General features: G+C 64.7%; 26 protein-coding genes. 9 read left to right on the top strand and 17 right to left on the bottom strand.

What is annotated here, in order from left to right; genetic code table 11:
• Nucleotides 1-43: 43 nt before the first annotated feature.
• The 3 genes from ACQP2U_RS12815 to ACQP2U_RS12805 all read right to left on the bottom strand — a co-directional run bounded on the left by ACQP2U_RS12815 (nt 44) and on the right by ACQP2U_RS12805 (nt 2,422).
• Nucleotides 44-496, bottom strand: a complete 453-nt coding sequence (locus ACQP2U_RS12815) for a universal stress protein (RefSeq protein ID WP_397036737.1) — start codon at nt 494-496, stop codon at nt 44-46.
• A gap of 549 nt (nt 497-1,045) precedes the next feature.
• Nucleotides 1,046-1,462, bottom strand: a complete 417-nt coding sequence (locus tag ACQP2U_RS12810; protein ID WP_433714849.1) for a DoxX family protein — start codon at nt 1,460-1,462, stop codon at nt 1,046-1,048.
• 78 nt (nt 1,463-1,540) lie between these two features.
• Nucleotides 1,541-2,422 (bottom strand): AraC family transcriptional regulator, encoded by an 882-nt coding sequence (locus tag ACQP2U_RS12805; RefSeq protein WP_433714848.1) that lies wholly within the window; start codon nt 2,420-2,422, stop codon nt 1,541-1,543.
• A gap of 53 nt (nt 2,423-2,475) precedes the next feature.
• On the opposite strand from ACQP2U_RS12805, the gene ACQP2U_RS12800 reads away from it, so the two are divergent.
• On the top strand, nt 2,476-2,955 hold the full coding sequence (locus ACQP2U_RS12800) for a VOC family protein (RefSeq protein WP_397036731.1): 480 nt from the start codon (nt 2,476-2,478) through the stop codon (nt 2,953-2,955).
• A gap of 38 nt (nt 2,956-2,993) precedes the next feature.
• Here the strand turns inward: ACQP2U_RS12800 and uvrB are convergent, their stop codons facing one another.
• Nucleotides 2,994-5,177: an excinuclease ABC subunit UvrB gene (uvrB, locus tag ACQP2U_RS12795; protein WP_433714847.1), complete on the bottom strand. Its 2,184-nt coding sequence runs from the start codon at nt 5,175-5,177 to the stop codon at nt 2,994-2,996.
• Nucleotides 5,178-5,529: 352 nt separating this feature from the next.
• Between uvrB and ACQP2U_RS12790 the strand changes: the two genes are divergently transcribed.
• Together ACQP2U_RS12790 and ACQP2U_RS12785 are read left to right on the top strand one after the other, a co-directional pair.
• Nucleotides 5,530-6,174, top strand: a complete 645-nt coding sequence (locus tag ACQP2U_RS12790; protein ID WP_433714846.1) for a DUF402 domain-containing protein — start codon at nt 5,530-5,532, stop codon at nt 6,172-6,174.
• Nucleotides 6,175-6,249: 75 nt separating this feature from the next.
• On the top strand, nt 6,250-6,774 hold the full coding sequence (locus ACQP2U_RS12785; RefSeq protein ID WP_433714845.1) for a DUF402 domain-containing protein: 525 nt from the start codon (nt 6,250-6,252) through the stop codon (nt 6,772-6,774).
• 1 nt (nt 6,775) lies between these two features.
• Here ACQP2U_RS12785 and coaE read toward each other — a convergent pair whose 3' ends face one another.
• Nucleotides 6,776-7,987 (bottom strand): dephospho-CoA kinase, encoded by a 1,212-nt coding sequence (gene coaE, locus ACQP2U_RS12780; protein ID WP_433714844.1) that lies wholly within the window; start codon nt 7,985-7,987, stop codon nt 6,776-6,778.
• Between the two features lie 295 nt (nt 7,988-8,282).
• Here coaE and ACQP2U_RS12775 point away from each other — a divergent pair, with 295 nt between their 5' ends.
• The gene (locus ACQP2U_RS12775; protein ID WP_397036961.1) at nt 8,283-8,495 is read left to right on the top strand and encodes a hypothetical protein; all 213 of its coding nucleotides are present in this window, start codon (nt 8,283-8,285) and stop codon (nt 8,493-8,495) included.
• Nucleotides 8,496-8,582: 87 nt separating this feature from the next.
• On the opposite strand, the gene ACQP2U_RS12770 is transcribed toward ACQP2U_RS12775, so the two are convergent.
• The 3 genes from ACQP2U_RS12770 to rpsA form a co-directional block, all read right to left on the bottom strand.
• The gene (locus ACQP2U_RS12770) at nt 8,583-10,127 is read right to left on the bottom strand and encodes a phospholipase C (RefSeq protein ID WP_433714843.1); all 1,545 of its coding nucleotides are present in this window, start codon (nt 10,125-10,127) and stop codon (nt 8,583-8,585) included.
• A 161-nt stretch (nt 10,128-10,288) separates the two neighbouring features.
• Entirely contained in the window at nt 10,289-11,719 is a 1,431-nt protein-coding gene (locus ACQP2U_RS12765) for an SPFH domain-containing protein (protein ID WP_433714842.1), read from the bottom strand.
• A gap of 97 nt (nt 11,720-11,816) precedes the next feature.
• Nucleotides 11,817-13,286, bottom strand: coding sequence for a 30S ribosomal protein S1 (gene rpsA, locus ACQP2U_RS12760; RefSeq protein WP_433714841.1), 1,470 nt, complete (start codon nt 13,284-13,286; stop codon nt 11,817-11,819).
• Nucleotides 13,287-13,576: 290 nt separating this feature from the next.
• Here rpsA and ACQP2U_RS12755 point away from each other — a divergent pair, with 290 nt between their 5' ends.
• Nucleotides 13,577-14,431, top strand: coding sequence for a class I SAM-dependent methyltransferase (locus tag ACQP2U_RS12755; RefSeq protein WP_433714840.1), 855 nt, complete (start codon nt 13,577-13,579; stop codon nt 14,429-14,431).
• Between the two features lie 211 nt (nt 14,432-14,642).
• Here the strand turns inward: ACQP2U_RS12755 and ACQP2U_RS12750 are convergent, their stop codons facing one another.
• Nucleotides 14,643-15,230, bottom strand: a complete 588-nt coding sequence (locus ACQP2U_RS12750; protein WP_433714839.1) for a TetR/AcrR family transcriptional regulator — start codon at nt 15,228-15,230, stop codon at nt 14,643-14,645.
• A 43-nt stretch (nt 15,231-15,273) separates the two neighbouring features.
• Here ACQP2U_RS12750 and ACQP2U_RS12745 point away from each other — a divergent pair, with 43 nt between their 5' ends.
• Complete coding sequence (locus tag ACQP2U_RS12745) at nt 15,274-16,170, top strand: SDR family NAD(P)-dependent oxidoreductase (RefSeq protein WP_433714838.1); 897 nt, start codon at nt 15,274-15,276, stop codon at nt 16,168-16,170.
• A gap of 76 nt (nt 16,171-16,246) precedes the next feature.
• Here the strand turns inward: ACQP2U_RS12745 and ACQP2U_RS12740 are convergent, their stop codons facing one another.
• The 3 genes from ACQP2U_RS12740 to ACQP2U_RS12730 all read right to left on the bottom strand — a co-directional run bounded on the left by ACQP2U_RS12740 (nt 16,247) and on the right by ACQP2U_RS12730 (nt 18,757).
• Nucleotides 16,247-16,417 (bottom strand): toxin-antitoxin system HicB family antitoxin, encoded by a 171-nt coding sequence (locus ACQP2U_RS12740; RefSeq protein WP_433714837.1) that lies wholly within the window; start codon nt 16,415-16,417, stop codon nt 16,247-16,249.
• A 7-nt stretch (nt 16,418-16,424) separates the two neighbouring features.
• Entirely contained in the window at nt 16,425-17,309 is an 885-nt protein-coding gene (locus ACQP2U_RS12735; protein ID WP_433714836.1) for an SPFH domain-containing protein, read from the bottom strand.
• Nucleotides 17,310-17,392: 83 nt separating this feature from the next.
• Nucleotides 17,393-18,757: an FAD-binding oxidoreductase gene (locus tag ACQP2U_RS12730; protein ID WP_433714835.1), complete on the bottom strand. Its 1,365-nt coding sequence runs from the start codon at nt 18,755-18,757 to the stop codon at nt 17,393-17,395.
• A 71-nt stretch (nt 18,758-18,828) separates the two neighbouring features.
• Here ACQP2U_RS12730 and ACQP2U_RS12725 point away from each other — a divergent pair, with 71 nt between their 5' ends.
• Complete coding sequence (locus ACQP2U_RS12725) at nt 18,829-19,722, top strand: LysR family transcriptional regulator (protein WP_433714834.1); 894 nt, start codon at nt 18,829-18,831, stop codon at nt 19,720-19,722.
• Between the two features lie 2 nt (nt 19,723-19,724).
• Here ACQP2U_RS12725 and ACQP2U_RS12720 read toward each other — a convergent pair whose 3' ends face one another.
• The 4 genes from ACQP2U_RS12720 to ACQP2U_RS12705 all read right to left on the bottom strand — a co-directional run bounded on the left by ACQP2U_RS12720 (nt 19,725) and on the right by ACQP2U_RS12705 (nt 23,664).
• Nucleotides 19,725-20,477, bottom strand: coding sequence for an amino acid ABC transporter ATP-binding protein (locus tag ACQP2U_RS12720; protein WP_433716445.1), 753 nt, complete (start codon nt 20,475-20,477; stop codon nt 19,725-19,727).
• Between the two features lie 38 nt (nt 20,478-20,515).
• Nucleotides 20,516-21,478 (bottom strand): amino acid ABC transporter permease, encoded by a 963-nt coding sequence (locus ACQP2U_RS12715; RefSeq protein ID WP_397036706.1) that lies wholly within the window; start codon nt 21,476-21,478, stop codon nt 20,516-20,518.
• A 3-nt stretch (nt 21,479-21,481) separates the two neighbouring features.
• On the bottom strand, nt 21,482-22,345 hold the full coding sequence (locus ACQP2U_RS12710) for an ABC transporter substrate-binding protein (RefSeq protein WP_433716444.1): 864 nt from the start codon (nt 22,343-22,345) through the stop codon (nt 21,482-21,484).
• Between the two features lie 260 nt (nt 22,346-22,605).
• A complete protein-coding gene (locus ACQP2U_RS12705; protein ID WP_433716443.1) occupies nt 22,606-23,664 on the bottom strand; it encodes an isocitrate/isopropylmalate dehydrogenase family protein in 1,059 nt (352 codons plus the stop codon).
• A 104-nt stretch (nt 23,665-23,768) separates the two neighbouring features.
• On the opposite strand from ACQP2U_RS12705, the gene ACQP2U_RS12700 reads away from it, so the two are divergent.
• Nucleotides 23,769-24,290: a 2'-5' RNA ligase family protein gene (locus ACQP2U_RS12700; protein WP_433714833.1), complete on the top strand. Its 522-nt coding sequence runs from the start codon at nt 23,769-23,771 to the stop codon at nt 24,288-24,290.
• Nucleotides 24,291-24,358: 68 nt separating this feature from the next.
• Nucleotides 24,359-24,727, top strand: coding sequence for a thioredoxin (gene trxA, locus ACQP2U_RS12695; protein WP_397036704.1), 369 nt, complete (start codon nt 24,359-24,361; stop codon nt 24,725-24,727).
• 63 nt (nt 24,728-24,790) lie between these two features.
• On the opposite strand, the gene ACQP2U_RS12690 is transcribed toward trxA, so the two are convergent.
• Complete coding sequence (locus ACQP2U_RS12690; protein ID WP_397036702.1) at nt 24,791-25,225, bottom strand: 2-keto-3-deoxygluconate kinase; 435 nt, start codon at nt 25,223-25,225, stop codon at nt 24,791-24,793.
• Nucleotides 25,226-25,272 lie beyond the last annotated feature (47 nt).

Genomic DNA, 25,272 nt, shown 5'->3' with positions numbered 1-25,272 from the left:
GCACATTCGATGGAATGCGCGGCTGTCGTTTCGGCTTTGTCGCTTACCTGACCGTGTGCACGATCAACACATCGGAGCGGGACTTGCGCGCCACATCCGAGGGCACGGAACCGAGCAACCGGCCGGCCAGGGTGTTCAGGCCACGGTTACCGACGACCAGCAGATCGGCCTCGACCTCCTTGACGAGCGCGAGCAGCGATTCGACGGGCTCACCCACGATCCCACGCTCGACGATGTCCTTAGCGCCCTCCGCGGTCGCGCGGTCGCGGGCGGTGCGCAGGATCTCGTTGGTCGGCGCGGAGCCGCGCACCTGGTAGGCCTCGTCCTTGAGCACGTCGGCGGCGGCGGCCACATCGCGATCGTCGGTCGGGTAGTACGCGCAGGCCACGACCAAGGTCGCACCCGCGGCTGCGGCCAGCGAAGCGGCCTTGTCGACGGCGACGTACGACGAGTCCGAGCCATCGGTACCGACGACAATGGTCCGGTAGGCGGTCATGCCTCCACCTCGCTAGCGCTCGGCTCCGGCATGACCGCCTGTGGCGCTGCGCCCATGGTTCGCTCGCTTCGCTCCCTCACGGCTTTCTCCTCCAACTTATATGGTGTCAGGTGCCTGCGCCGATACCACGTGAAGTCGTGGCACCCGCGCGGCGACTGGGGTCGACCATAGCGGCAAATCGGCCGAAAATAGCAGAAATCGCAACACATCACACTGCGGGAGTTCCGGCTTTACCGACTCGGGTTCATCCGACGAATGCCACAGGGCCTTTGCGACCTGGGCGGATCTAATTTCCAGGTGCGTAACTTGTGATCGATCACAACCGCCCGAACGTTCTTGCGCCCCTGGGATATTCATCACATTTACCCGACGGCAGCCGCTATATGACGGCAACGTCGGCCCGACCGCGACCGGTAAGAACGCACCCAGCCGGGCCGACGCCATACACCCGGCTCCGCAGTTACCGTGGCGGAGCTCCGTTGACGCCAAAACATCGATCGTGACTATACGGCTCACAATATCGACGAGTGCGGCACAATTCCGGTCGCTCTACAGACCGGTGAAAAGCGGTCCGGTGATGGTCAATCCGAGTTCGTCGACATGCGCGAAGAACGCGAACAACATCAGCGACGCGCCAGCGAGCGCGAGATCCTTGTTGAAATGGATCATCTCGCCCTGTTTGGCCTGTGGATCGGTCTCCCTCCAGAACTGGTGCATCAGCAATGCCGTCGGCACCAGCATGATCACCAGCAACAGCGCCCCGAGGTCGGCCCATACGCCGAGCAATACGCTGAGGCCGCCGACCGCGAGTACGACACCACCGGCCAGCACCGCGACCCTGGCCTGCGGCAAGCCGCGACTCAGCGCATATTCGGTCATCGCGTCGGTCTGCGTGAAATGCCCGAATGCGGAACTCAAGAACAGCACCACGAAAAGTACACGCCCTATCAAGACCAAGACATCCATCGCCACTCCTCACTCGCCGATGTGAAGGGCCGATTCCGATTCGCGCTCGAATGGGACGAACGCGAACGGTCCTGCGAACTACATTCTCGTCGGAACGACCTTCGAAGTCACTTCGTTCCGGGAGCGTAGCGAATTCTTGGCGTACTCCAGTGGAGCCATTCCGACTTCCGCGGTGAACTCCCGCGAGAAATGCGCTTGATCGAAATAACCCAACTCGGTGGCCAGCGCGGCCAGATCTTCGATGCGGCCACGCGCGAGTAGATCGGCGCCGTCCTGGAGCCGGTATCGGCGCAGCACCCATTTCGGTCCGGCACCGACATAGCGCCGGAACATCCGCTGCAATGTGCGGATCGGGATATCGAACCGATCGGTGACCTGATCGACCCGGGTCAGCTCCAAGTCGTGTTCCATGGCGGCGACGATGCGCAGGACCAATCGATAGTTGGGATCAGCCGCCGCCTTTCGGCCTATCAGGAAATCCTCGATTATGCTGCGGCGCTTGATATCCGAGGATTCGGCCAATACCCGCTCGGCCAGACCGGCGGCTTCGGGCAGCACGTCCGTCAGCGGCACAGCGGTGTCCCGGAACGCACCGACATCCAATCCGGTGAACGCGCCGAATCCGCCGGCACGAAAGCGCACGCCGAAGGTTTCGCCCGCACCGCTGAGCTCCCGGACGAACTTGGTCGTACAGACGCCATTGACGAAACCGCCGGTGCGGGTTTCGCTGCGTTCGAAGGTGACGTTCACGCACGGGAACGGCAGCACCTCGGCGCAGTACGGCGGCCGACCGGTCAGGTCCCAGCGCACCGACCAATACCACTCGACGAACCGCCCGACTTCCGGTCCGGCCGACAACCGCGCCAGCGAGCGATGTCTGGCCTGCTCGCCAGGATGCAGAATGCCCTTCATGTTGTCGGGCGCGGGCACCGGAACCGGCCCGTCGGATGCGACGGTCACGGCTGTCGCTTTCTTACAAGACCACTTCGACGCGCTCGACGAGGCTTATCGGCATGAGCGAAACAACGAACACCGTGAACCCCATCGCCGAGGGCTACCACTCCATCACCTGCTTCCTTGCTGTCCCTGACGGCAATAAGGCAATCGAGTTCTACACCAACGTCTTCGAGGCGAAGGTGATCAGCCGCAACGATCTGCCCGACGGGCAGCCCGCGCACGCCGAACTCCAGATCGGCGACTCGACCCTGCAACTGGGTATGCCCATTCCGGACAACAACGTCTTGGCTCCCAATGGCGAATGGGTGCACACCTCGATCGTGCATTACTGCCCCGATGTCGATGCTGTCATCAAGCGGGCCATCGAGCACGGCGCCCGCAGTGCCGAGGAGCCGCAGACCTTTGTCACCGGTGACCGTTTCGGTGTTGTCCTCGACCCCTTCGGCCACCGCTGGGCGGTGCTGACCAAGGTCGAGGACGTTTCGCGCGAAGAGGCCGAGCGCCGCGTCAACGAATGGCTGGCCACCCAGAGCTGAGCCATGCCGAGTCCGGCGGCGTCGAAAGACGTCGCCGCTCAACTCAACCCCGCGGCATCCATCCCGCGCAGTTCCTTCTTCAGATCCGCGATTTCGTCCCGCAGCCGGCCCGCCAATTCGAATTGCAACTCGCGGGCCGCGTTCATCATCTGCGCGGTCAGTTCCTTGACCAGATCGGCCAATTCGGCCCGCGGCATGGACTTGACGTCGCGGCCCTCGTACACACCCGCGCTGACCGCCCGCCCCGGCTCGCCCTGGGCGCGGCGGCCCCGGCTGGCATTGCGACCGGAACCGCCGACGGCCACCTCGCTGTCGTCGGCTTCCTGATACACCTGGTCCAGGATGTCGGCGATCTTCTTGCGCAGCGGCTGCGGGTCGATGCCCATCGATTCGTTGTAAGCGATCTGCTTGGCCCGGCGGCGATCGGTCTCCTCGATGGCGTGCCGCATGGAGTCGGTGATCTTGTCCGCGTACATGTGCACTTCACCGGAGACGTTGCGCGCCGCGCGGCCGATGGTCTGGATGAGGCTGGTGCTGCTGCGCAGGAAGCCCTCCTTATCCGCGTCCAGGATCGCCACCAACGACACCTCGGGCAGGTCGAGGCCCTCGCGGAGCAGGTTGATGCCGACCAGTACGTCGTACTCGCCCAAGCGCAGCTGTCGCAGCAGTTCCACCCGGCGCAACGTGTCGATCTCCGAATGCAGATACCGCACCCGGACACCGAGTCCGAGCAGATAGTCGGTGAGGTCTTCGGACATCTTCTTGGTCAGCGTGGTGACGAGCACGCGTTCGTCGCGCTCGGTTCGCAGCCGGATCTCGTGCACCAGGTCATCGATCTGCCCCTTGGTCGGCTTGACGACGACCTGCGGATCGACCAGACCCGTCGGCCGGATCACCTGCTCGACCACCTCACCACCGGCCTGACCGAGTTCGTACGGACCCGGGGTGGCCGACAGATAGACCGCCTGTCCGATCCGCTCGGCGAATTCCTCCCAGGTGAGCGGTCGGTTATCGATCGCCGACGGCAGCCTGAACCCGTACTCGACCAGATTGCGCTTACGCGACATATCGCCCTCGTACATGCCGCCGATCTGCGGAACGGTGACATGCGACTCGTCGATGACGAGCAGGAAGTCGTCCGGGAAATAGTCCAGCAGCGTCGCGGGTGCCGACCCCGCCGGACGCCCGTCGATATGGCGCGAGTAGTTCTCGATGCCCGAGCAGAATCCGACCTGACGGATCATCTCCAGGTCGTACTGGGTTCGCATGCGCAGCCGCTGCGCCTCCAGCAGTTTGCCCTGGCGGTCGAACTCGGCCAGCCGCTGTTCTAGTTCGGCTTCGATATCGCCGACCGCGCGCTCCATCCGCTCCGGCCCGGCGACATAGTGCGTGGCCGGGAAGATCCGGACAGTATCGACCTGCCGCACCACATCGCCGGTGAGCGGATGCAGGTAGTACAGCGCCTCGATCTCGTCGCCGAAGAATTCGATGCGCACCGCGAGTTCCTCGTAGGACGGGATGATCTCGACGGTGTCACCGCGCACCCGGAACGAACCGCGGGTGAAGGACATGTCGTTGCGGGTGTACTGCACGTCGACCAGCAGCCGCAGGAATGCGTCGCGATCGATTTCGGTGCCGACATCCAGCTGCACCGACCGATCCAGGTACGACTGCGGCGTACCGAGACCGTAGATGCACGACACCGACGCGACCACCACGACATCACGCCGTGAGAGCAGACTCGAAGTTGCCGAATGCCGCAGCCGCTCGACATCGTCGTTGATCGAGCTGTCCTTCTCGATATAGGTATCGGTCTGCGCGATATAAGCCTCGGGTTGGTAGTAGTCGTAGTACGAGACGAAGTACTCGACGGCATTGTTGGGCAACATCTCTCGCAGCTCATTGGCCAGCTGCGCGGCGAGAGTCTTGTTCGGCGCCATCACCAGCGTGGGCCGCTGCAGCCGCTCGATCAGCCATGCGGTGGTGGCTGATTTACCGGTGCCGGTCGCGCCGAGCAGCACCACATCACGCTCACCCGCCTTGATGCGGCGCTCCAGTTCGGCGATGGCGGCGGGCTGATCGCCGGCCGGCCGATGTTCGCTGACGACCTGGAACTGCCCATCGGCCCGCTCGATGTCCCCGACCGGCCGGAACTCCGAATGTGCCAGCGGGGTGCCCCGGTCCTCGTAGCCTTCCGCCGGGATTTCGGTTGCGAATGCCATGGTCACCAGCCTAGGCGCAGGCACCGACAGATTCTGTGGTCCGCCTGATCCGCCGCCGCCCGGCTCGTCGCCGGATTATGATCGGCGTACCCTTTCGCGATCTGGCGCACCACCGGGCACCCCGGCCGATGCGCAATCTGTTAGCTGTCCTATAGGACAGGTAAACAGACGTTAATGTCTGTGCCACAACAAGATTCGGCAATTTCTCTACATCGGCGAACCGACCCATGCAGGTGTAGCCTGGGTTGGTTGTCGGACATGAGGATGAGGCCATGAGCGAGCGAAGCGAGCGGTCAATAAACACAGCCGCGAGAGCGGTCATGTCGGAGCCGAGCGTCAGCGAGGTGCAGGCATGAGCGCTCTGATTCCATTGCTTGCCGCCGCGCCCGCTGTGACCGGTATCGCCGGTTACGTTGCGCGTGACTTCCGGGGGCTCGCGCCCCTGACCCAGCCAACCACTACCGACGCCGCACCGGGATCGCCGATGACCACCACTCAGCTAAGACCGAAGATTGAACATTTCAATATCGCCGAGCTGACCATGACCGACCCCAAGGGTTTCGTGCGCCCGATCGATCGCGTGCACATCGAGCCGTGGGGCCTGTACGTGGCACGCACCGTCGGCGGTCAACGGATCCAATACATGGAGACTTGGCTGCTGCCCGAACTCTGGTTGCGCGTGACAATCGTGCACTACCAGCCCGGACATCACCGCGACCTGGACTATTGCCTGCATATCGGCGAGTACACGCGCATCGAGCCCAAACGCTGGAAGTCCATGGACCAGTACCTCGAGATCGCGGTGCGCCACTCCCGCGCGGCCGAACTGCGCGGCGTGGACGATCTGCTGGCCGCCCATTCGGCCGGTCTGATCGATACGACGCATGCGCATCACGCGCTGGACCGGGCGACCAAGGCCATGGAGGGCCTGGCGGCGCACGGTCACGAGGTCGAGCCCTGGCTTGCCACCAAGGAGATCACCCTGACCTGGATGTAGCGCGAGCCACGCGGAGTCTGCCCAACCGCTGACGTATCACTCGACGGCGCGGTAACGGCGGTAGATTCTATTTGCATGACACAGGCACCATCAGTGGACGTGCACAGGCCCAAGGTCGAATACTTCAATGTCGCGGACCTGACGAACACGGACCCGAAGGGCTTCGTCCGGCCGGTCGAGCGCTACCGGACCGAGCCGTGGGGCCTGTACATGGCGCGCACCTCGGATCACCCGCAGTTCCACTACATCGAGTCGTGGCTGCTGCCAACGCTCGCCATTCGGGTGACGATCTTCCACTATCACCCCGCGCATCAACGCGATCAGGACTACTACCTCGATCTGGGCCAATACATCCAGGTCGCCCCCAAGAAGTGGAAGTCGGTGGACCACTACCTCGATCTCGTGGTGCGCTCGGGACGTGAGATCGAACTGCTCGACGTGGACGAGTTACTCGCCGCACACACCGCGGGTTTCATCACCCTGCCCGAAGCCCAGGCCGCCATCGAACACGCGTCCATCGCGATCGACGGCATCGCCGCCAACGGCTACTCTCTCGACCGCTGGCTCGACACCCTCGACATCACGCTGACCTGGCTGTAGCTCAGCGTTCGACGCTGTCGCGCCAGGCCGCCGCCCGCGCGTAGGCAGCGTCGAACCACGGTTCCTTCACATCCAGATATGCCAGCGTCGCCGCCTCGCCGGTCAGCCCGGCAGCCTTGGCCTCGCCCTCGCGCTTTACCTCCGAATACTCCGTACGCACCGCTGCGTCGGCGATCAGCCAGTCCCGGAACAGCAACGCGAATTCCTGCCCCGGGGAACCCGCAACCCGGATATGCACATTCGCCAACCGCCCCGGATCGGCACTCTGGTGAAACCGCTTGGCCCACAATGCCCTATCGCTACCAGTCGAATCCGCGGCCGTCGGCTTCGGATTGTCGGCGGTGATATCGGGCCGCACCGGAAAACCGGCTGCCCCCAACGCATCTCGCAACCCATCGGCGGCCGCCAGATCCGCCACGGTGATCTGCAGATCGATTACATCCTTTGCGGCTAGTCCCGGCACCGCGGTGGAGCCGATGTGGTCGATCCGCGAGGCCGCTGCCCCGCACGCCACCCACAGTCGGGCGATCAGCCGCTGCGCCTGCGTCGCCCACTCCGGATTCGCCGGAACAAGGCGCAACTCCCTGCGCCGTGCCGGTGTCGCCGTGCGCAGGTTCTGCTCGAACGGCACCAGCCGTTGCGCCCACAACTGCCGAACAACCGGATCAATGGCCCCCGGCTCACCGCTATTGTCCAACAGCACATCCGCGACGGCGTGGCGCTGTTCATCGGTGGCCTGCGCCGAAATACGCGCCCGGGCATCCGATTCGGAAACACCCCGGAATTCCACCAGTCGCCGTATCCGAGTTTCCGCGGGCACATCGACGATCAATACAAGATTCATCAACGGCGCCAGACCGTTTTCCACCAGAAGTGGAATATCTTGAACGAGAATCGCGTCCGACGGCGCGGCGGAAATCAATTCGGTCGTTCGTTTACCGACCAATGGATGGACAATCGAATTCAACGTGGCACGCGCTTCGTCGGATCCGAATGCCTTGGCCGCCAGCGCCGGCCGATCGAGGCTGCGGTCGGCGGCGAGTATGTCGGGGCCGAAGGCCGCCACCAACGCCGCGAGGCCCTCGGTGCCCGGTTCGACGACCTCCCTGGCGACCACATCGGAATCGACGATCACCGCGCCGAGATCGGCGAGAATCCGCGCCACCGTCGACTTGCCCGCTCCCATGCCTCCGGTGAGGCCGATCCGTAACATTCGACCAGTCTCGCATCCGCGATGTCGCGTCGAACGCAACCCCCTGCGTGCGCAATCCACCCAATCGGCCGGAATACCCACTCACGCCGCGCATTCCACCATCTGAAACGCCATTTGCCCGATCCGTGACTAGGCCGAGACCATCTCGCAACATTTCCGGTCGATTCCCGACCCCGAACCACACTTTCCGACACGCCGAGGCAATTACTCGTGCAAAATACTGTGCCGAACACTTTCGTTCGACTAATCTTCGCCGTGGCGATCCAGGCCAATACCAGCAAGCAAAGGAACATCATTGGGCACCAAAATCAACCAGGTGGGTCGCCACCGCCTGGGTAAGGCGGGGAGCATGCACTGCATCAAGCACCCCGCCGTCGCGGCAGCGCTCGCCGAGCACCGCCGCTCGTGGTTCACCGCTTTGATCAGCCCCGCTCGGCACAGCTTCGCGGCCATGCGAAAACGCTCCGCCGCCGCGACCGCGTACTGGGTACCTGCGACCGCCAGCTGACTCTGCCGCCCATTTGGTCATAAACCTCCGGTGACCCAGCCCTATCAGGGCTGGGTCACTTCGTGCTGCCGCTCCGGGTTACGCGGCCTAGCCCCGCACGACGCCACTCGGACGGCGTCGCGAACCAGGTTGCTGGGTCGGCATCTGGTTCGGCGGCACCGGATACGGAAAACCCGAGACCTCGGTGCCCAGTGCGATATTCGGGCCGCATTGGGCGATCGCGGCATCCATCTTCGGCTTCGGATCGCTCAGCACCGGCTTGGCCGCATCTGGGGTCGAGCCGAAATCGAAGGCCGAGGTCATATCGCCGGTGACGCTGCGTCGCCACCGAGTCAGATTCGGCACCTCGACACCGAAGCGGGTCTCCAGCAGCCGCAGCTGGGAGGTGTGATCGAAGGTCTCCGAGGCGACCAGCCCGCCGCGGCTGTACGGCGAAATCACCAGGCCGGGGACGCGATATCCCAAACCGATCGGACCCGCGATACCTTTCGACGCCTTCACCCCATCCAACGGCACTGTGACGAATTCACCCGGTGTGCCCGCTGGCGCGGTCGGCGGGGTGACGTGGTCGAAGAAGCCGCCGTTCTCGTCATAGCTGATGATCAGCGCGGTCTTCTCCCACACCTTCGGATTGGAGGTGAGGATATCGAGCAGTTGCACGATGCCGTACGCGCCGAAGGCCGCGGGCAGCGCGGGATGTTCGCAGTTGATCAACGACGGGATCACCCAGGACACCGCGGGCAACGTGTCGTTGGCGACATCGGCTTGAAAGTCATTGGGGTACACCGGCGCAAGACCACGTCGGGCCAATTCGGAATTCGGATCCGCGGATTGGGTGAAACAGCCGAGCATGCCGTCCAGGATCACCGAGGACAGCGGGCCCACATCACGGTTGTTGTAGATCTTCCAGCTGACGCCAGCCTCGGAGAGATTCTCCGGGTAGGTGCGCCAACTGTAGACGTGCTGAGGTATCAGTGTGGGTGTCTCCAGCAGCGGACCACCCGCCACACCGTCCGGGTCGATGGTGGCACTGATCCAGTACAGCCGGTTCGGATCCGTCGGGCCGAGGACCGAACAGTGGTAGTTGTCGCAGATGGTGAACGCATCGGCGAGTTCGTGGTGGATCGGAATGTCCTCGCGCAGGTAGTAACCCATGGCCGCTGGCGCATTGGCCGGGCCGACACTGGCTATGGACATCGGCATCCACTGATCGTTGGCGCCGCCGTTCCAGGCTCGATGCATACCGCCCCAGCTGTGATCCGGATCGTTGATGCATTCACCGTCGAGGGTCGCGCCACGGGTGGTATCGAGACGGAACGGGTTCACGAAGCCGTCCGGGGTCGGACCGATACCGGGTGTCCAGCCGTACTGCTGCCATGCCTTCGACGCCTCACCGAAGCCGCGCACGCCGGACATGGTGCCGAAATAATGATCGAAGGAACGGTTTTCCTGCATGAGCAGCACGAAATGCTCGATATCGCCGAGGCCTCCGGTCCCGGCCGGATCGGCTGCGTAGGCGCGTTCGATGATCGGATCGGCCCAGGACGCCAGCGCGCCCACCGCTCCGGCCGCGGCGGCCTTCGCCAGGAACTGCCTACGGTTGAGACCGCTGAACGGACTCGCTGCGCACATGCGTGGTGTTCCCTCTCATCCAAGCTGATTCGTCGGGCTCGATCTTGCCAGCGCGCTACCGACTCGCCTGCACCCTATCGGTAAGTGGTGCAGGCGTTCCGGTGAAATTGGTCAATTGTCCGACTCATCGCTATCGGCGGTTCACTGAGTCCAGCGCGGACCTACTCGTCGAACCCGGCTCGGCTCTCGCTCACCGGCCGTGCCGCGGACCATACTTCGAGCACCCGCGTCAGCTGCCCGATGAGCGCGGACAGCCCGGACAGATCCCCACCAAGTTGGTACGTCGTCAACTCACCGGGCGTGGGCAATTGCGCGACGATCTGCGGCAGCGAATCGACCAGTTGCGCCTGCGTGGCCGCGGCCGAACGGTGATTCGTATTGTCGATCCGAATCCGATCTCGTTCCAGATCGAGCAGCGCGTCATCATGCGCCGCCCGCGCGCGCCGGGCCGCGACCGCGATCTCACCGTCGAGCTCGAGCTCCCGCAATTCCAGCTTCCTGCGCAGGTTTTCGGCCCGTTCGGCGTGCTGCTCGCGCTCCAACCGCAGCGCATGCAGTGCGGTCTCCTTGGCCAAATCGGCCACCGCGCGCTGATCGTCGTGCTCACGGGTCGTGCGCCGCAGCTGTTCGGCCGTCTCACGGTCGAAGCGCGCGGCCTCGTTGCGCGCCCGCAGTTCGGCCAATTCCCGCTCGTTCTCGAGCCTGCGTTCCTCGGCGACCCGACTCGCCTCGGTCTCACGCGCCGAAAGTACTTCCTGCGCAGCGATTTCGGCGAGGCGAGCGATCTGGTTCTGTTCGCTGCGATAGGGCTTCTGCAGGTTCTCCCACAGCGTCGCGGAACTGACCACCGCCTCCTTGATCTGCACCGTGACAATGCGCAGACCGAGCCCACGATCGATGTCCGCCTTGGTATTTCGATCGGTGCTGCCCTCGGCGACCGCCCGCAGCCGCGCGGTCAATTCCTCGATGATCGGCTGCTTATCGCTGAGCACATCGCGCACGCCCATCGTGGAGACCTTGTCCTTGATGGCCGCCTCGGCCTGCTCACGCAGCTGAATATTGACCAGCCGCATGGGATCTTCGGCATCGGAGAAGTCCAACTTGCGGTAGGCGGTGGCGAAGTCCTCGATGATCCACTGCACATAGCCCTGCACCAGCACGCCCTGCAGTTCACCGCAGATGCAGTAGGCGTTGATGAGAATCGTCTGCATCGCCCCCGGCACAACGAGATACGAATCCGTCGCGGGATTGAAGCGGAACGACACCCCGAGCCCGATATGCAATGGTTCGCCGCGACCACGCCGGGTGTGCACGACAAAGGCATTGGGCGGTACCAAAACCGTTTGCCAGCGCCAGAACCCGGTGACCCGGACCTCCACCGGCCCCGGACCGCTGCCGTGCGGTGTCGGTCCGACCCGTTCGGCACGCTTGGCGATGGCACCGCGCCGCGCCGGACCGGCCGGTGCCGCCGGCGCCGCGGCCGCCATCGGCCCCAGGGCGGCGGGTTTGCGGCTGCGCAGGTCACCTTCCAGCGCCGCCTGCTGCGCCACCACTTGGTCGAGATAATCGTTTTTGCCCGGATTGCTCCCCATGTCCGGGCACACTACCGGTTGCCGCAAGCCGAAGGCCCCGGTCCGATCGGACCGGGGCCTTCGCTACTGCGCTGTTGAATCCGGGTGTTACCGGGAATCAGGCGTTGCCAGAGAGCTTCTCACGCAGGGCCGCGAGCTGAGCGTCGCTGGCGAGCGAACCGCCAGCGGACTCGGCCTGGCCGGAGGACGCCTGCGCACCGCTCTCGGAGGAGTAGTTGCCCGACGCGCCGCCACCGTTCGCGGCCTCGGCCGCGGCGTCGGCCGCCATCTTCTCCATCTGCGCGGTGTGCATCTTGTGGCGACGCTCCGCCTCGGCGTAGCGGCCTTCCCACTCTTCGCGCTGCTTGTCGAAGCCCTCGAGCCACTCGTTGGTGTCGGGATCGAAGCCCTCGGGGAAGATGTAGTTGCCCTGGTCGTCGTAGCTGTCGGCCATGCCGTACTTCGACGGGTCGAACTCGGCGTGGTAGTCCTCGTTCGCCTGCTTCAGCGACAGCGAGATCCGGCGACGCTCCAGGTCGATGTCGATGACCTTGACCATCGCATCGTCGCCGACCGCGACGACCTGGTCCGGGACCTCCACGTGGCGCTCGGCCAGCTCGGAGATGTGCACCAGGCCCTCGATGCCCTCTTCGACGCGCACGAACGCACCGAACGGAACCAGCTTGGTGACCTTGCCCGGTACGATCTGGCCGATCGCGTGGGTGCGGGCGAACTGACGCCACGGGTCTTCCTGGGTCGCCTTGAGCGAGAGCGAAACCCGCTCGCGGTCCAGATCGACGTCGAGGACCTCGACGGTGACCTCGTTGCCGACCTCGACAACCTCGGACGGGTGGTCGATGTGCTTCCAGGACAGCTCGGAGACGTGCACCAGACCGTCGACACCGCCGAGATCGACGAACGCGCCGAAGTTGACGATCGAGGAGACCACACCCTTGCGGACCTGGCCCTTCTGCAGTTGGTGCAGGAACTCGCTGCGGACCTCGGACTGGGTCTGCTCGAGCCAGGCGCGGCGGGACAGGACCACATTGTTGCGGTTCTTGTCCAGCTCGATGATCTTGGCCTCGATCTCCTTGCCGACGTACGGCTGCAGGTCGCGGACCCGGCGCATCTCGACCAGGGAGGCCGGGAGGAAGCCGCGCAGACCGATGTCGAGGATCAGACCGCCCTTGACGACCTCGATGACGGTGCCCTTGACGGCCTCGTCCTTCTCCTTGAGCTCCTCGATGGTGCCCCACGCCCGCTCGTACTGCGCCCGCTTCTTCGACAGGATCAGGCGGCCTTCCTTGTCCTCCTTGGTGAGAACAAGAGCCTCGACCTCATCGCCCACGGAAACGACCTCATTCGGGTCGACATCGTGCTTGATGGAGAGTTCGCGAGAGGGGATGACGCCTTCGGTCTTGTAACCGATGTCGAGCAGGACCTCGTCGCGATCGACCTTGACAATGGTTCCTTCGACGATGTCGCCATCGTTGAAGTACTTGATCGTGGCGTCGATGGCGGCGAGGAAGTCCTCGGCGGAGCCGATATCGTTGACGGCTACCTGCGGCGAGGTGACGGTGGTGGGCATATGTCGGTTTGCTCCGGACGGATTGTGGTCGGTTGCGGACATTGGAACTTTCGGTACGCTGCGATCTCACCGCGATGACGCGACGTGACGGACATAATGAACGTACCGCACGCAATCGCTTGTGAAACTCAGCACGGGTGTTGCCGTTACTTCTGTACAGTTGCCCCCGCAGATTGTTACTGCAATGACACCGGTACGGCAGTACCCACGACACTCGCGCGTTCAGCGTACGCGACCTTGGTCCAGCCGGGCAAACCGGTCCCGACGCCACGCCGGGATAGTCTGACGGCGTGTCGGAAGATCGTCATACGCAGGCAAATGCACTGCTCGGAACCACCGCGACCGCGCGGACCAGAATCGGTTCGGCCGCCAGTCAGCAGGCCAGTCGGCGCTGGTGGGACGCCGATGCCGACCAGTATCACGAAACCCATGCCGACTTTCTCGGTGTGGACTCTCCCGAGGGCGAGTTCATCTGGTGCCCTGAGGGCTTGCACGAGGGCGATATGCATTTCCTCGGCGAGGTCTCGGGTAAGCGGATCCTCGAGATCGGATGCGGATCCGCGCCATGTTCGCGCTGGTTGGCCGGGCAGGGGGCGCAGCCGGTAGGACTCGATCTGTCGATGGGGATGCTCGCGCGCGGACTCGCGGCAATGGCGCGCGGCGGGCCGCGGGTGCCGTTGGTGCAGGCGGGGGCCGAGGCACTGCCGTTCGCCGATGAATCCTTCGATCTGGCGTGTTCGTCCTTCGGCGCGGTGCCGTTCGTCGCGGACTCCGAAGTGGTGATGCGCGAGGTTGCGCGGGTGTTGCGGCCCGGCGGTCGCTGGGTGTTCTCGGTGAACCATCCGATGCGCTGGGTATTTCCGGACGACCCCGGACCCGCCGGTCTGACCGCCGCTATCCCCTATTTCGACCGCACACCGTATGTGGAGGTCGACAGTGCGGGCACGCCGACCTACGTCGAACACCACCGCACCATCGGCGATCGGGTGCGCGAGATCGTCGCCGCCGGGCTGCTGCTCGACGACATCGTCGAACCGGACTGGCCGGAATGGCTGGAGCGGGAGTGGGGCCAGTGGAGCCCGCTGCGGGGTGAGTTGTTCCCCGGCACGGCCATCTTCGTCACCCACAAACCGACCAACACTTAGTCCTCAGAACGCAGGGAGCGCCGCGAAGTCGAGATCGAGACGGGCGGCAGGGAAGGTATAGCCGCCCGGCAATTCGCCTTCGGCACGGTGCGCGAGGCGGCAATGACCATGCCACGCACGCAGTGCCCGATCGGCAACATCCACCGTTCGCCGCCGATGAACTGGCGGCGCGCTCCAGCCTGGCGCCAACCATAACCGCCGATTTGCGAAGTCAGATACCGGCGGAACGGAATTCATCGAGCAGTGCGGCTCGCGCATCGCCGATGTGCGAGCCCAGATCGCCGCCGATACGCAGCCAGATCTCGTAGCCCGCGAAGAAACAGGCCATCCCGACCTTCGCCCACAGCAGCGGCCGCACATCGGTGCCCGCCGCTACGCCCAATCGGCGCGCGAGGTGTTCGGCGACAAGGGATTCCACCGCGTTGCGCTTGGCCAGCTCGCGGGCCTGCAGGGCCGGGTTGGCCGCGATCAGCGCATCGCGGGCGCGCGCGTCGCCGAGGCGATCGGCGAAGCGGTCGACGAGCGGACCGATGACCGCGGCCATGGTTTCTTCCGGGGATTCGTCGGCCGGGCGCTCGGCCAGCAGCCGGGCCAGTTCCGCGCGATGCTCGTCGTCCTCGGCGAACAGCAATTCGTCCTTGCTGGCGTAGTAGCGGTGCAGCGTGCGCGTCCCGACCTCGGCCTCGGCGGCGATATCCGCGACGGTCACGGCGTCATACCCGCGTTCGACGAATAACCGCAGCGCGGCATCGGCGATCGCCCGCCTGGTCCGCTCCTTCTTCCGATCCCGCAACGACATCCGAGTATTGTCGCACAGCGCGCCATATGGCACACTCTGCCATATGGCAACAAGTGACAGAACTGCCGTTATCACCGGCGGTACCAGTGGACTCGGCCGCGAATGCGCTAGGGCACTCGCCGCCGATCCCCGGTGGACAGTCATCGTGACCGGACGCGACGCCGATCGGGCCCAAGCCGAAGCCGCCGCCATCGGCGCGCAGGCAGCAACGCTCGACCTCGGCGTACTGGCCTCCGTGGACCACTTCGCCGACGAATTCCGCAGGCGTGACCTGCCCCCGTTGCACGCACTGGTGTGCAATGCCGGACTGCAGTTCACCCGCCGCAGCTACACCGCAGACGGTGTCGAGGCCACCTTCGGCGTCAACCATCTCGGACACCTCGCGCTGGTCCACGCGCTGCTCGACGACCTGATCGCGCCCGCGCGCATCGTCTTCGTCACCTCGGGCACACATAATCCGGATCAGTTCACCGGGATGCCCGATCCGCTGGATACCGATGTCCGCCAACTCGCCTATCCACCTGAGTCGACCGAACCTGCACAGCGCGACGGCCGTCGCCGCTACAGCACGTCGAAGTTGGCGAATCTGCAGACCACCTACGAATTGGCGCGCCAGTTCGAACCACGCGGCATCACGGTGAACGCCTTCGATCCGGGATTGATGCCGGGCACCGGACTTGCCCGGGATGCTGGGGCGGCGGCAAAAATGTTGTGGCGCACGGTAGCTCGGGGTCTGGTGTTATTACCCGGTGTGAACACACCACGCCGATCGGGCGCGGATCTCGCGTGGCTGGTCAATGATCCATCGCTCGACAAGGTGACCGGCCAGCACTTCGTAGGCCGTACCGCGAAACCGTCATCGAAGGCGTCCTATGACCGGGACGCGCAACACGCGCTGTACACCGAAAGTCTCGAACTCCTCGACGAACTCGCGCACTGACACATCGTCGGACCGGATACCGACGATGCCGAGCACCCGTGGGCGTTCGGCATCGTTGCGGCAGAGGTTATTCCGGCTAGTCCTGCGCCGGTTTCGCTTTCGGGCCGCGCCCCGCCTGTTTCAACGCGAGGCGCAGCGCGTACTCGATCTGGGCATTGATACTGCGCAGGTCGTCGGCGGCCCATTGAGCAACGGCCTCGTGTATCGCCGGGTCCAGGCGTAGCAGGATCTTCTTGCGCTCGGCCATGGGCGACTCAGGAGTAGAGCGAGCCGGTATTGACGACGGGTTGGGTGGCGCGGTCACCGCAGAGGACGACCAGCAGGTTGGAGACCATGGCGGCCTTGCGTTCCTCGTCGAGTTCGACGACGCCCTGTTCGGCGAGCCGGTCCAGTGCGAGCCCGACCATGCCGACCGCGCCCTCGACGATGCGGGTGCGCGCGGCGACCACCTGGGCCGCCTGCTGCCGCACGAGCATGGCCTGGGCGATCTCCGGCGCGTAGGCGAGGTGGGTGATCCTGGCCTCGATGACCTCGATGCCCGCCAGTTCGGTGCGGTCGCGCAGTTCGACGGTCAGTTCTTCGGCCACCTCGACACCGTCGCGCAGGCTGGTGGTGTTCTGGTCGTGCGCGTCATAGGGGTGGGTGGTGGCCAGGTGTCGCACGGCCGCCTCGGATTGGGTCGCCACGTACTCTTCGTAGTCGTCGACCGAGAAGGCGGCCTTGAAGCTGTCGACCACCCGGTAGACCACTACGGCGGCGATCTCAACCGGATTGCCGTCGGCATCGTTGACCTTGAGCTTCTGGGTCTCGAAGTTGCGCACCTTCAGCGAAATGCCGCGGCGGTCGGTGAGCGGCACCACGGAGTAGAAGCCGGGTTCGCTCACTGAGCCGATGTAGCGGCCGAAGAACTGAACGACCTTGGCCTCGTTGGGATTCACCACGGTCAGTCCAGTGGCCAGCAGCAAGAGCACTACCACGAGCACGGTCGCGATGATCGCGCCGACCAGGGCGGGCACATTGTCGTTGTGCGCGGCCACGGCGTATCCGACGACGGCGCCGCCACCGATCAGCAGGGTGAGGACAAACAACGACACCAACACGAGAAAGCCGTTGACGTGGAACGCCGACCGAAGCTTCATGACATCCTCCGAGTATCAAAGTGATATCACGAAGATAGCACCAGAGCGCCCCGGGCAACAGGTGCTCGGGGCGGTCACGGCGGTCATTTACCGGGTGTGATGTTGCGGTTGAAGCGGAACATATTGCGCGGGTCGTACTTCGCCTTCAGTACGGCCAGCCGGGCGTAGGTGTCCGATGCGTAGCCGCCTCGGGTTTGCGCCTCATCGGCGGCGGCACCCGCGCCGTAGAGGAAGTTCAGACTGTGGCCAACGGTCCACGGCGCGAGCGCCGCGCGGACTACCGCATGGTCCTCGGGCGCGGCGTCACCCGCATCGGGTCCGGGCATGGTGATGACCCGAACGATGTAATCGGCATCCCGGTTGTCCACGCTGATCCCCGCGGGACCACGTCTGCCCAGCGCACCGCCGAGGTGCCGGATATCGACCACCGCCTGGATCGGCGATTCGGGTCCGGTGGCCGCGAGCAAGGCCGACAGGGTTTCTCCGGTGAACTCGCCGAGCAGTGCATTGGTGGCGGCGTAGGCATGCGGGTGGTCGGGATCGCTGTGGATGGTGTGCGATTCGGTGTATGACATGACTCGCAGGTCATCCTTCAAACGCTCCCCGACCGCGCGCAACGGCGCGACCAGCCGCTCGCCCTCCGCGGCGGATCCGTTGTAGGCGATCCGGATAGATGCGACATAGCGTCCGCGCAGCGGTTCCGGAATCTGCGGAATGGGCGGGAAGGTCATGACGGTGACCGTCGAGGTCAGCTCATCGGGCAACGTTGCGGTCCAGTCCTTCCAAGCTTCCAGTGCCTGCTCGACCAGTGGGGTATCGAAGACCAATTGGCCGCCGTAGACGGTGGCGACCGGAACCAACTCCAGTTCCAGCGCGGTCACCACGCCGAAATTGCCGCCGCTGCCGAGCACCGCGCCGAAGAGTTCGTCGCCGGAGTTCAAGGTGCGGACCCGTCCGTCCGCCGTGACGATCTCGATGACGGGCACATGTTCGGCCGCGTAGCCGAATTGCCTTGCCAGCAGGCCCAGCCCACCGCCGAGGGTGTAGCCGACGACCCCGACCGAGGGCGAGGAGCCGTTCAGCGGCGCCAGTCCGTACGGAGCGGCGGCCTCGACCAGCGCGCCCGCCCGCACTCCGGCGCCGACGCGAGCCGTGCGCGTCTGCGGGTCGATCCGGATATCGGTCATCCGGCGGGTACTGATCAGCACACCTGCGTCGGCGGCGACCGAAAGTCCATGACCGGTGGCCTGGACCGCGACCGGAAGTCCATGACGCGCGGCGTATTCCACCGCACTGCGCACATCTTCGGCGTGCACCGCGCCGACAACCAGTGCGGGGCGGTGGTGGTACGCGGCCTGGAAACCGGCGATTTCTTCGTCGTATCCGGTGTCACCCGGGCGGAAGATCGGGCCGGTGAAGGTGTCGATGATCTCTGCGGTGTTTCCCATGCCTTAGACGATCCCGCGCGCCACGCGAGAAGTACAACAGATAGTTCTGCTTGTTCCTATAATCAGTAATTATGGAACTACGCCAACTCCGCTACTTCGTGACCGTGGTCGAGGAGGCCAATTTCACCCGCGCCGCGGCCCGGTTGCACTTGGCCCAACCCGGACTCAGCGCGCAGATCCGCCAGCTCGAACGCGAATTGGGACAAGAGCTTCTGGATCGCGGCGGCCGCTCCGTGACCTTGACCGAGGTGGGCGCGGCGGTGCTACCGCATGCCAGGGCCGCGCTGGCGGCGACCGAACGGATCACCGCGGCAGTGGACGAATTCACCGGACTGCTGCGCGGACACGTCCGCGTCGGCTGCATCTCCGGCGCGGGCGACGAGGAATTCGATATCTCCTCGGTGCTCGCGGATTTTCACGACGACCACCCGCAGGTCGGCATCAGCCTGACCGAGGACACCTCCGAGCGGATGCTCGCGGCGGTGCGCAGCGGTGAACTGGATATCGCCCTGGTCGGGTTGACCGGCGCGGAGATCGGTGCCGAGATCGGCATCGACGTTGTGCTCGATACACCGGTCGTCGCCGCGGTCGCGCGGGGCGGCAAGAAGTGTGCCTCGATCAGGCTCGAGCAGTTGCGCGACCAACCGCTGATCTGTCTACCGCGCGGCACCGGCATCCGCGGTGTCTTCGATCGCGCCTGTGCCGCAGCGGGATTCGAACCCGATATCGCCTTCGAGGCCGCCGCTCCCCCGCTACTGCTTCGGCTCGCGGCCCGCGGCCTCGGCATCGCGGTGGTACCCGCGCTGACGCCAGCGGACGCCGCGGCATTCGACGTGCGGGTGCTGACGATTACCGAACCGGAGCTGCGCGGACAACTCGCGCTGGCGTGGCGGCGCGATCGTCCGGGCAGTCCGGCGGCGAAAGTGCTACTCGGACAACTGCGTATCGGCCTCGGCGGGCGCTGAATTCAGAGCAGTCGCGACAGGAATGCCTTGGTGCGTTCGTGTTTCGGGTCGGCGAGCATCTCGCGCGGATTACCCGACTCCACGACCACACCGCCGTCCATGAACACCAGTTGGTCGGCAACCTCACGGGCAAAACCCATTTCGTGGGTGACGACCACCATCGTCATACCGTCGGCGGCGAGTTCGCGCATGACCCCGAGCACCTCGCCGACCAATTCCGGATCCAGCGCCGAGGTCGGCTCGTCGAAGAGCATCAGCTTGGGATCCATCGCCAGCGCGCGGGCAATGGCGACGCGCTGCTGCTGACCGCCGGAGAGCTGGGCCGGATAGGCATTCGCCTTGTCCCCCATACCAACTCGGTCCAGCAACTCGTGCGCACGCGCCGTCGCGTCCGCCTTACGGATGCCCTTCACCTGGATCGGCGCCTCGACGATGTTCTCCAGCGCCGTCCGATGCGGGAACAGGTTGAAATGCTGGAACACCATGCCGATATCGCGACGCTGCTTAGCTGCGTCACGCGGATGCAATTCGTAGAGTTTGCCGGCCTTTTCCCGATAGCCGATGAGATCGCCGTCGACATAGAGCCGACCCGCATTCACCTGCTCGAGGTGGTTGATACAGCGCAGAAACGTCGATTTACCCGAACCCGACGGCCCGATCAGACACAGCACATCGCCGCGTCCGACCTCGAGCGAAATACCCTTGAGCACTTGCAGCGCACCGAAGTTCTTGCAGACCCGATCCGCGCGAATCATCGGCTGTGCGTCGGTCGGCTCCACCTTTGTTCGCTCGCTCATTTCGCCTTCACAATAGTCTGAGCGTCGGCCAGTTCCTGCAGTTGCTTGGTAGTCAACTGCCGCGTGACGCCCCGCGAGTAGTAGCGCTCCAGGTAGTATTGCCCGACCATCAGCACGCTGGTGACCGCGAGATACCAAGTAGCGGTGACCAATAGCAATGGAATCGGCTGGAAGTTCACGCCATAGATGTCGCGGGCCCGCCCGTACAAATCGGTACTCAACGGGATCGCGGTGACCAGCGCGGTGGTCTTCAGCATGCCGATGAGCTCATTGCCGGTCGGCGGGATGATCACCCGCATGGCCTGTGGCAGCACGGTCCTGCGCATGGTCTGCGACCACGACATGCCCAGCGCCGTCGAGGCCTCGCGCTGCCCCTCGCCGACGGAATTGATTCCGGCACGGACGATTTCGGCCATATACGCGGCCTCGTTCAACGCGAGGCCGATGACCGCGAAGGCGAATGCGGCCTGCAACCCCTGTACGTCGACTCGGATGAACTCGGGCCCGAACGGCACACCGAGCTGGATCGACTTGTACAGCGACGGAAACAAACCCCAGAACACCAACTGCACGAAAACCGGTGTGCCACGGAAAATCCAGAGATATACCCACGCCACAGCGCGCAACACCGGATTCGGCGACAGGCGCATCACCGCGAGCAACGCGCCGAGCACGATGGCGATGGCCATCGCGAGCACGGTCAGCTCGAGGGTGACCATCGCGCCGGAGGCGATCCGGCTGTCGAACAAGTACTTTCGATAGGTCCCCCATCCGTACGCGGGGTTGGTGGCCGCGCCGTAGATGAAGAGCCCGAGCAGGACGAGGATGATCGCCGCGGCGATCCAGCGGCCCGGCCTGCGTAGTGGAACGGCCTTGATCGGCTCCGGTTCTGCCGCGTCGATCGGCCCGCCGGACCCGGTGTTGTCGCCGGGCGCCGACGTGTTCTCGGATGACGACATCGATCAGCTCTCGGCGCCGTTGATGACCGACTTGGTGATCGCGCCTTCCTGAACACCCCAGTTCTTGGTGATCTCCAGGTACTTGCCGTTATCCATCAGATGCTGGACGGCCGCCTGCAGCGCCTTGCCGAGCGCCGAACCCTTGGGAATGGCCCAACCGTAGGGCGCGGAATCGAAGACCTTGCCCGCCGCCTCGATCTTGCCGTCGCTCTTCTTGATCGCATAGGCGGTCACCGGCGAATCGGCCGACATCGCGTCGACCTGGCCGAGCACCAGCGCGTTGGTCGCCGCGCTCTGCTCATCGAACGGCTTCTTATCGATGGCTGGCTTGCCCTCCGCCTCGCACTTCTTGCTCCGCGCCGGAATTTCGTCGGTGTCCTGAACCGTGGTGGCCTGTACCGCGACCCGCTTACCGCAGGCGTTGTCCGGGTCGATCGGCTTACCCGTCTGCTGCGCCCACTGACTGCCCGCGTTGAAGTAGGTGGTGAAGTCGACGCTCTGTTCGCGTTCCTTCGAGTCGGTGATGGAGGACATGCCGACGTCGTAGGTGCCCGCTTGGATCGCGGGAATGATCTTCTCGAAAGAGGATTCGACGTATTCGGCCTTGACACCGAGGGTCGACGCGACCGCGTCCATCAGGTCGACATCGAAGCCGACGATCTTGCCGCTCGGGTCCTTGTACTCATTGGGCTGATACGGGATATTGACACCGACGACGAGCTTGCCCGACTGTTTGATCTTGTCCGGGAGCAGCGCGGCGGCCGTGTCGAACTTGTCGATACCCTGTACCTTCGCCACCGCGGGCGAGTTGTCCTCGGTGTTACTACAGCCCGACACCGCCAGCACGCCGCCGGCGAGTACGCACATCGCTTGCAGGGCGCGCCTGCCAAGAACCGATCGAACAGACACAGCAGCCCTCCACATTTCGGATCCGAGAAACCCGGGTGTCACCACCCCGTTTGGCAATCTAAGCGATCGTGGCGTTTCGTGCTGGACAGTAACGGAAGTTTATCCGTTCTGTGCGGAACACTCCGAGCACAGCAAACACTCAGGCACCGGCGGTGGACCCTACCGGACGGTCCGATGTTCGAATGGGTTGGGTTCCGGGGTGGCCTCGCTGACCCGGGTCAGCGCCGGTGCACCCTGGCACCGACCTGCTCGGTGAATTCACTGGTCGAGGCGAGACCACCCAGGTCGGCGGTGGCGATGCCCGCGGCGAAGGTGGCAGCGACGGCCCGTTCGATGCGTTCGCCCGCGCTCAACAGCGTGTGGTTGTTGTCGCGAATTCCCAGCCAGTGCAACAACATTGCCGCCGAGAGCTGAAGCGCCGCCGGATTTGCGCGATTGTGTCCGGCCAGTGTCGGCGCGGCGCCGTGTACCGCTTGGGCCATCGCCTTGGTCGCCGAGCAGTTGAGCGATGCGGCGATGCCGAGTGAGCCGCTCAGTTCACCGGCGAGATCGGAGAGGATGTCGCCGAAGAGGTTCTCGGTGACCAGCACGTCGTAGTCGCGGGCCGCACGGACCAGATGAGCGGCCACCGCGTCGACGTGTTCGTCATCGACCTCGACGCCGGGGTAGGCGTTGGCGACGTCATAGCAGACGTCGCGGAACAGGCCCATGGTCATGGGCAGCACATTGGCCTTGTGCACGATGGTGACCCGCTTGCGACGCGCGGCCGCGAGCCGGAAGGCCTCGTGCGCGATCCGCTCGCAAGCCTGCCTGGTGATCAGTCCGACCGCCATCGCCACATCCGGGGTGGGCCGGAACTCACCCGACCCGGCGAACATATTGCGGTCGGCATAGAAACCCTCGCTGTTCTCCCTGACGATCACCAGGTCGATATCGGGGGCGTTCGCCTTGATTCCGGCGAAAGCACGGGCGGGGCGGATATTCGCGTAGAGGCCGAAGCGTTTGCGGATGACGCCGCCGGGTGCGATTCGAAGTTCCGGCGGGTAGGCGGCATTGTCGTGCGGCCCGAGGATCCAGGCGTCGAGTTCGTCGAGGGCAGCGAGCGTCTGCTCCGGCAGCGGATCGCCGAATTCCTCGATGGCGCGCTGCCCCATCGGCAACCGAACCCAGTCGACCGAGGTCGCGCCTACCGCGGCGAGTGCTTCGTCGACCACCGCGCGGGTGGCACGCACCACCTCGGGGCCGATGCCGTCGCCTTCGATGAGGCCTAGACGCATACGCTTCACCGGGCAATCCTCCCGCGACGCGGTTCGTGCGCCGACAACTGGGCCGCGCGTTCGCCGCCCATCGAGCCGCGCGGACGGCTAACCTGTCGTGCACTATGGTGCAGTCCGTCGAATTGCTATTGGACGATCTGGCCGATGCGGAGATCCGACGGCAGTGGCAACTGCTCGCGGACGCGGGCATCCCGAGTTCGGCCGGTAAGCATGCCGAAACCAATCGGCCGCATATCACCATCGCGGTGGCCAGGCAGATCTGGCCGCGCATCGATCATGCGCTGGACCAACTGAGTTTCCGACCGATTCCGATACGACTGGGCGGCGTGCTGGTCTTCGGTGCGCGCCATCCGATCCTGGTCCGGTCCGTGGTGCCCTCGGAACAGTTGCTCGCATGGCAACGTCGAATCTTCTCCGTCGTGTCGCCGTGTCCCGGCATACCGTCGAATGTGCGACCCGACGAGTGGACGCCGCATATCACACTGGCCAGACGGGTACCGCCACACCATCTGGGCGAGGCGATCCACGCCGTCGCCAGGGACCATGATTTTCCGGCGTCGGTGGTGGGTATCCGGCGTTGGGACGGCGATCAACGGCGCGAGTGGCCGGTCGCCCGAGGCGGATAGAGGCACCGCCGGAAGATATATACGGCGCCGGACGTTATAGCTGGCGACATACGACATGAGAGGACGTCATGGCCACCCAGACGCTGAACCAACAGAATTTCGATGAGATCGTCACCGGAAACGACGTGGTACTCGTCGATTTCTGGGCCGACTGGTGCGGTCCGTGCAAGAGCTTCGCGCCCACCTTCGAGGCCTCCTCGGACAAGCATCCCGATGTCGTGCACGGCAAGGTCGACACCGAGGCCGAACAGGGCTTGGCCGCCGCCGCCAACATCCGCTCTATTCCGACCATCATGGCGTTCCGCGAGGGCGTACTGGTCTTCGCGCAGCCCGGCGCCCTGCCGCCCGCCGCGCTGGAGGATCTGGTCACCCAGGTGAAGGCACTGGATATGGAAGAGGTGCGCAAGCAGCTCGCCGAGCAGCAGGCAGATCAGTAAACTGCACCCCCGGGCCGTTCACATTCTGTGGAATGTGAACGGCCCGTTGTGTTTTCGCTTCGCTCAGACGCCCAGCTTGTTGACGCCCGCGATCATGGCGCGGACCGTCGACTCGGCGCCGTCGTCGGCCAAGGCCGCGCCCCAGCCGCGTCTGCCGTTGCATTCGCACTGCACGAACGTCGCGGTGCCTGCCGCGGTGCGGCGCTGGTGGAATTGCAGGATTTCGACCGGATAGCCCTCGTCGTAGAGGGCCGAGGTCATCGCGGCGACCGGGCTGCCGGTGGCGATCACCGTGCGCAGGTGGCCGGCGAATTCCAGGGTGGCCGTGAACTCCGCGCTCCGCTTGCCCGCGGGCGACCAGTCACCGACCCGAATCGGGCCGGTGTGCTCGCAATAGCGGTGGTGAAACTGCGCTGGTGTCAGATCGGCGCATTCGGCGCGCAGCGCCTTGGGGGCGGCGGCGATGAACATGTTGGGGTCAAGAGTCAGGATGGTCATTGTGCGGAGGTCTTCCCGAGGATTGTCTTCTCAATTGACAGAGGGGA

The organism is Nocardia sp. CA-084685 (assembly GCF_050955785.1).
Classification (GTDB): Bacteria; Actinomycetota; Actinomycetes; order Mycobacteriales; family Mycobacteriaceae; genus Nocardia.
The sequence above is the reverse complement of the archived record's forward strand: the minus strand, read 5'-3'. Positions and strand labels throughout refer to the sequence as shown.

Bases quoted from the DNA above. Each gene is read 5' to 3' on its own strand.
- ACQP2U_RS12705 (WP_433716443.1), bottom strand. From the start codon at position 23,664: ATGCGTCTAGGCCTCATCGAAGGCGACGGCATCGGCCCCGAGGTGGTG.
- ACQP2U_RS12690 (WP_397036702.1), bottom strand. From the start codon at position 25,225: ATGACCATCCTGACTCTTGACCCCAACATGTTCATCGCCGCCGCCCCC.
- ACQP2U_RS12725 (WP_433714834.1), top strand. From the start codon at position 18,829: ATGGAACTACGCCAACTCCGCTACTTCGTGACCGTGGTCGAGGAGGCC.
- ACQP2U_RS12745 (WP_433714838.1), top strand. From the start codon at position 15,274: ATGGCAACAAGTGACAGAACTGCCGTTATCACCGGCGGTACCAGTGGA.
- rpsA (WP_433714841.1), bottom strand. From the start codon at position 13,286: ATGCCCACCACCGTCACCTCGCCGCAGGTAGCCGTCAACGATATCGGC.
- coaE (WP_433714844.1), bottom strand. From the start codon at position 7,987: ATGTTACGGATCGGCCTCACCGGAGGCATGGGAGCGGGCAAGTCGACG.
- ACQP2U_RS12815 (WP_397036737.1), bottom strand. From the start codon at position 496: ATGACCGCCTACCGGACCATTGTCGTCGGTACCGATGGCTCGGACTCG.
- ACQP2U_RS12740 (WP_433714837.1), bottom strand. From the start codon at position 16,417: ATGGCCGAGCGCAAGAAGATCCTGCTACGCCTGGACCCGGCGATACAC.
- ACQP2U_RS12750 (WP_433714839.1), bottom strand. From the start codon at position 15,230: ATGTCGTTGCGGGATCGGAAGAAGGAGCGGACCAGGCGGGCGATCGCC.
- ACQP2U_RS12785 (WP_433714845.1), top strand. From the start codon at position 6,250: ATGACACAGGCACCATCAGTGGACGTGCACAGGCCCAAGGTCGAATAC.
- ACQP2U_RS12765 (WP_433714842.1), bottom strand. From the start codon at position 11,719: ATGGGGAGCAATCCGGGCAAAAACGATTATCTCGACCAAGTGGTGGCG.
- ACQP2U_RS12790 (WP_433714846.1), top strand. From the start codon at position 5,530: ATGAGCGCTCTGATTCCATTGCTTGCCGCCGCGCCCGCTGTGACCGGT.
- ACQP2U_RS12715 (WP_397036706.1), bottom strand. From the start codon at position 21,478: ATGTCGTCATCCGAGAACACGTCGGCGCCCGGCGACAACACCGGGTCC.
- ACQP2U_RS12810 (WP_433714849.1), bottom strand. From the start codon at position 1,462: ATGGATGTCTTGGTCTTGATAGGGCGTGTACTTTTCGTGGTGCTGTTC.
- ACQP2U_RS12720 (WP_433716445.1), bottom strand. From the start codon at position 20,477: ATGATTCGCGCGGATCGGGTCTGCAAGAACTTCGGTGCGCTGCAAGTG.
- trxA (WP_397036704.1), top strand. From the start codon at position 24,359: ATGGCCACCCAGACGCTGAACCAACAGAATTTCGATGAGATCGTCACC.
- uvrB (WP_433714847.1), bottom strand. From the start codon at position 5,177: ATGGCATTCGCAACCGAAATCCCGGCGGAAGGCTACGAGGACCGGGGC.
- ACQP2U_RS12735 (WP_433714836.1), bottom strand. From the start codon at position 17,309: ATGAAGCTTCGGTCGGCGTTCCACGTCAACGGCTTTCTCGTGTTGGTG.
- ACQP2U_RS12710 (WP_433716444.1), bottom strand. From the start codon at position 22,345: ATGTGCGTACTCGCCGGCGGCGTGCTGGCGGTGTCGGGCTGTAGTAAC.
- ACQP2U_RS12800 (WP_397036731.1), top strand. From the start codon at position 2,476: ATGAGCGAAACAACGAACACCGTGAACCCCATCGCCGAGGGCTACCAC.
- ACQP2U_RS12700 (WP_433714833.1), top strand. From the start codon at position 23,769: ATGGTGCAGTCCGTCGAATTGCTATTGGACGATCTGGCCGATGCGGAG.
- ACQP2U_RS12730 (WP_433714835.1), bottom strand. From the start codon at position 18,757: ATGGGAAACACCGCAGAGATCATCGACACCTTCACCGGCCCGATCTTC.
- ACQP2U_RS12770 (WP_433714843.1), bottom strand. From the start codon at position 10,127: ATGTGCGCAGCGAGTCCGTTCAGCGGTCTCAACCGTAGGCAGTTCCTG.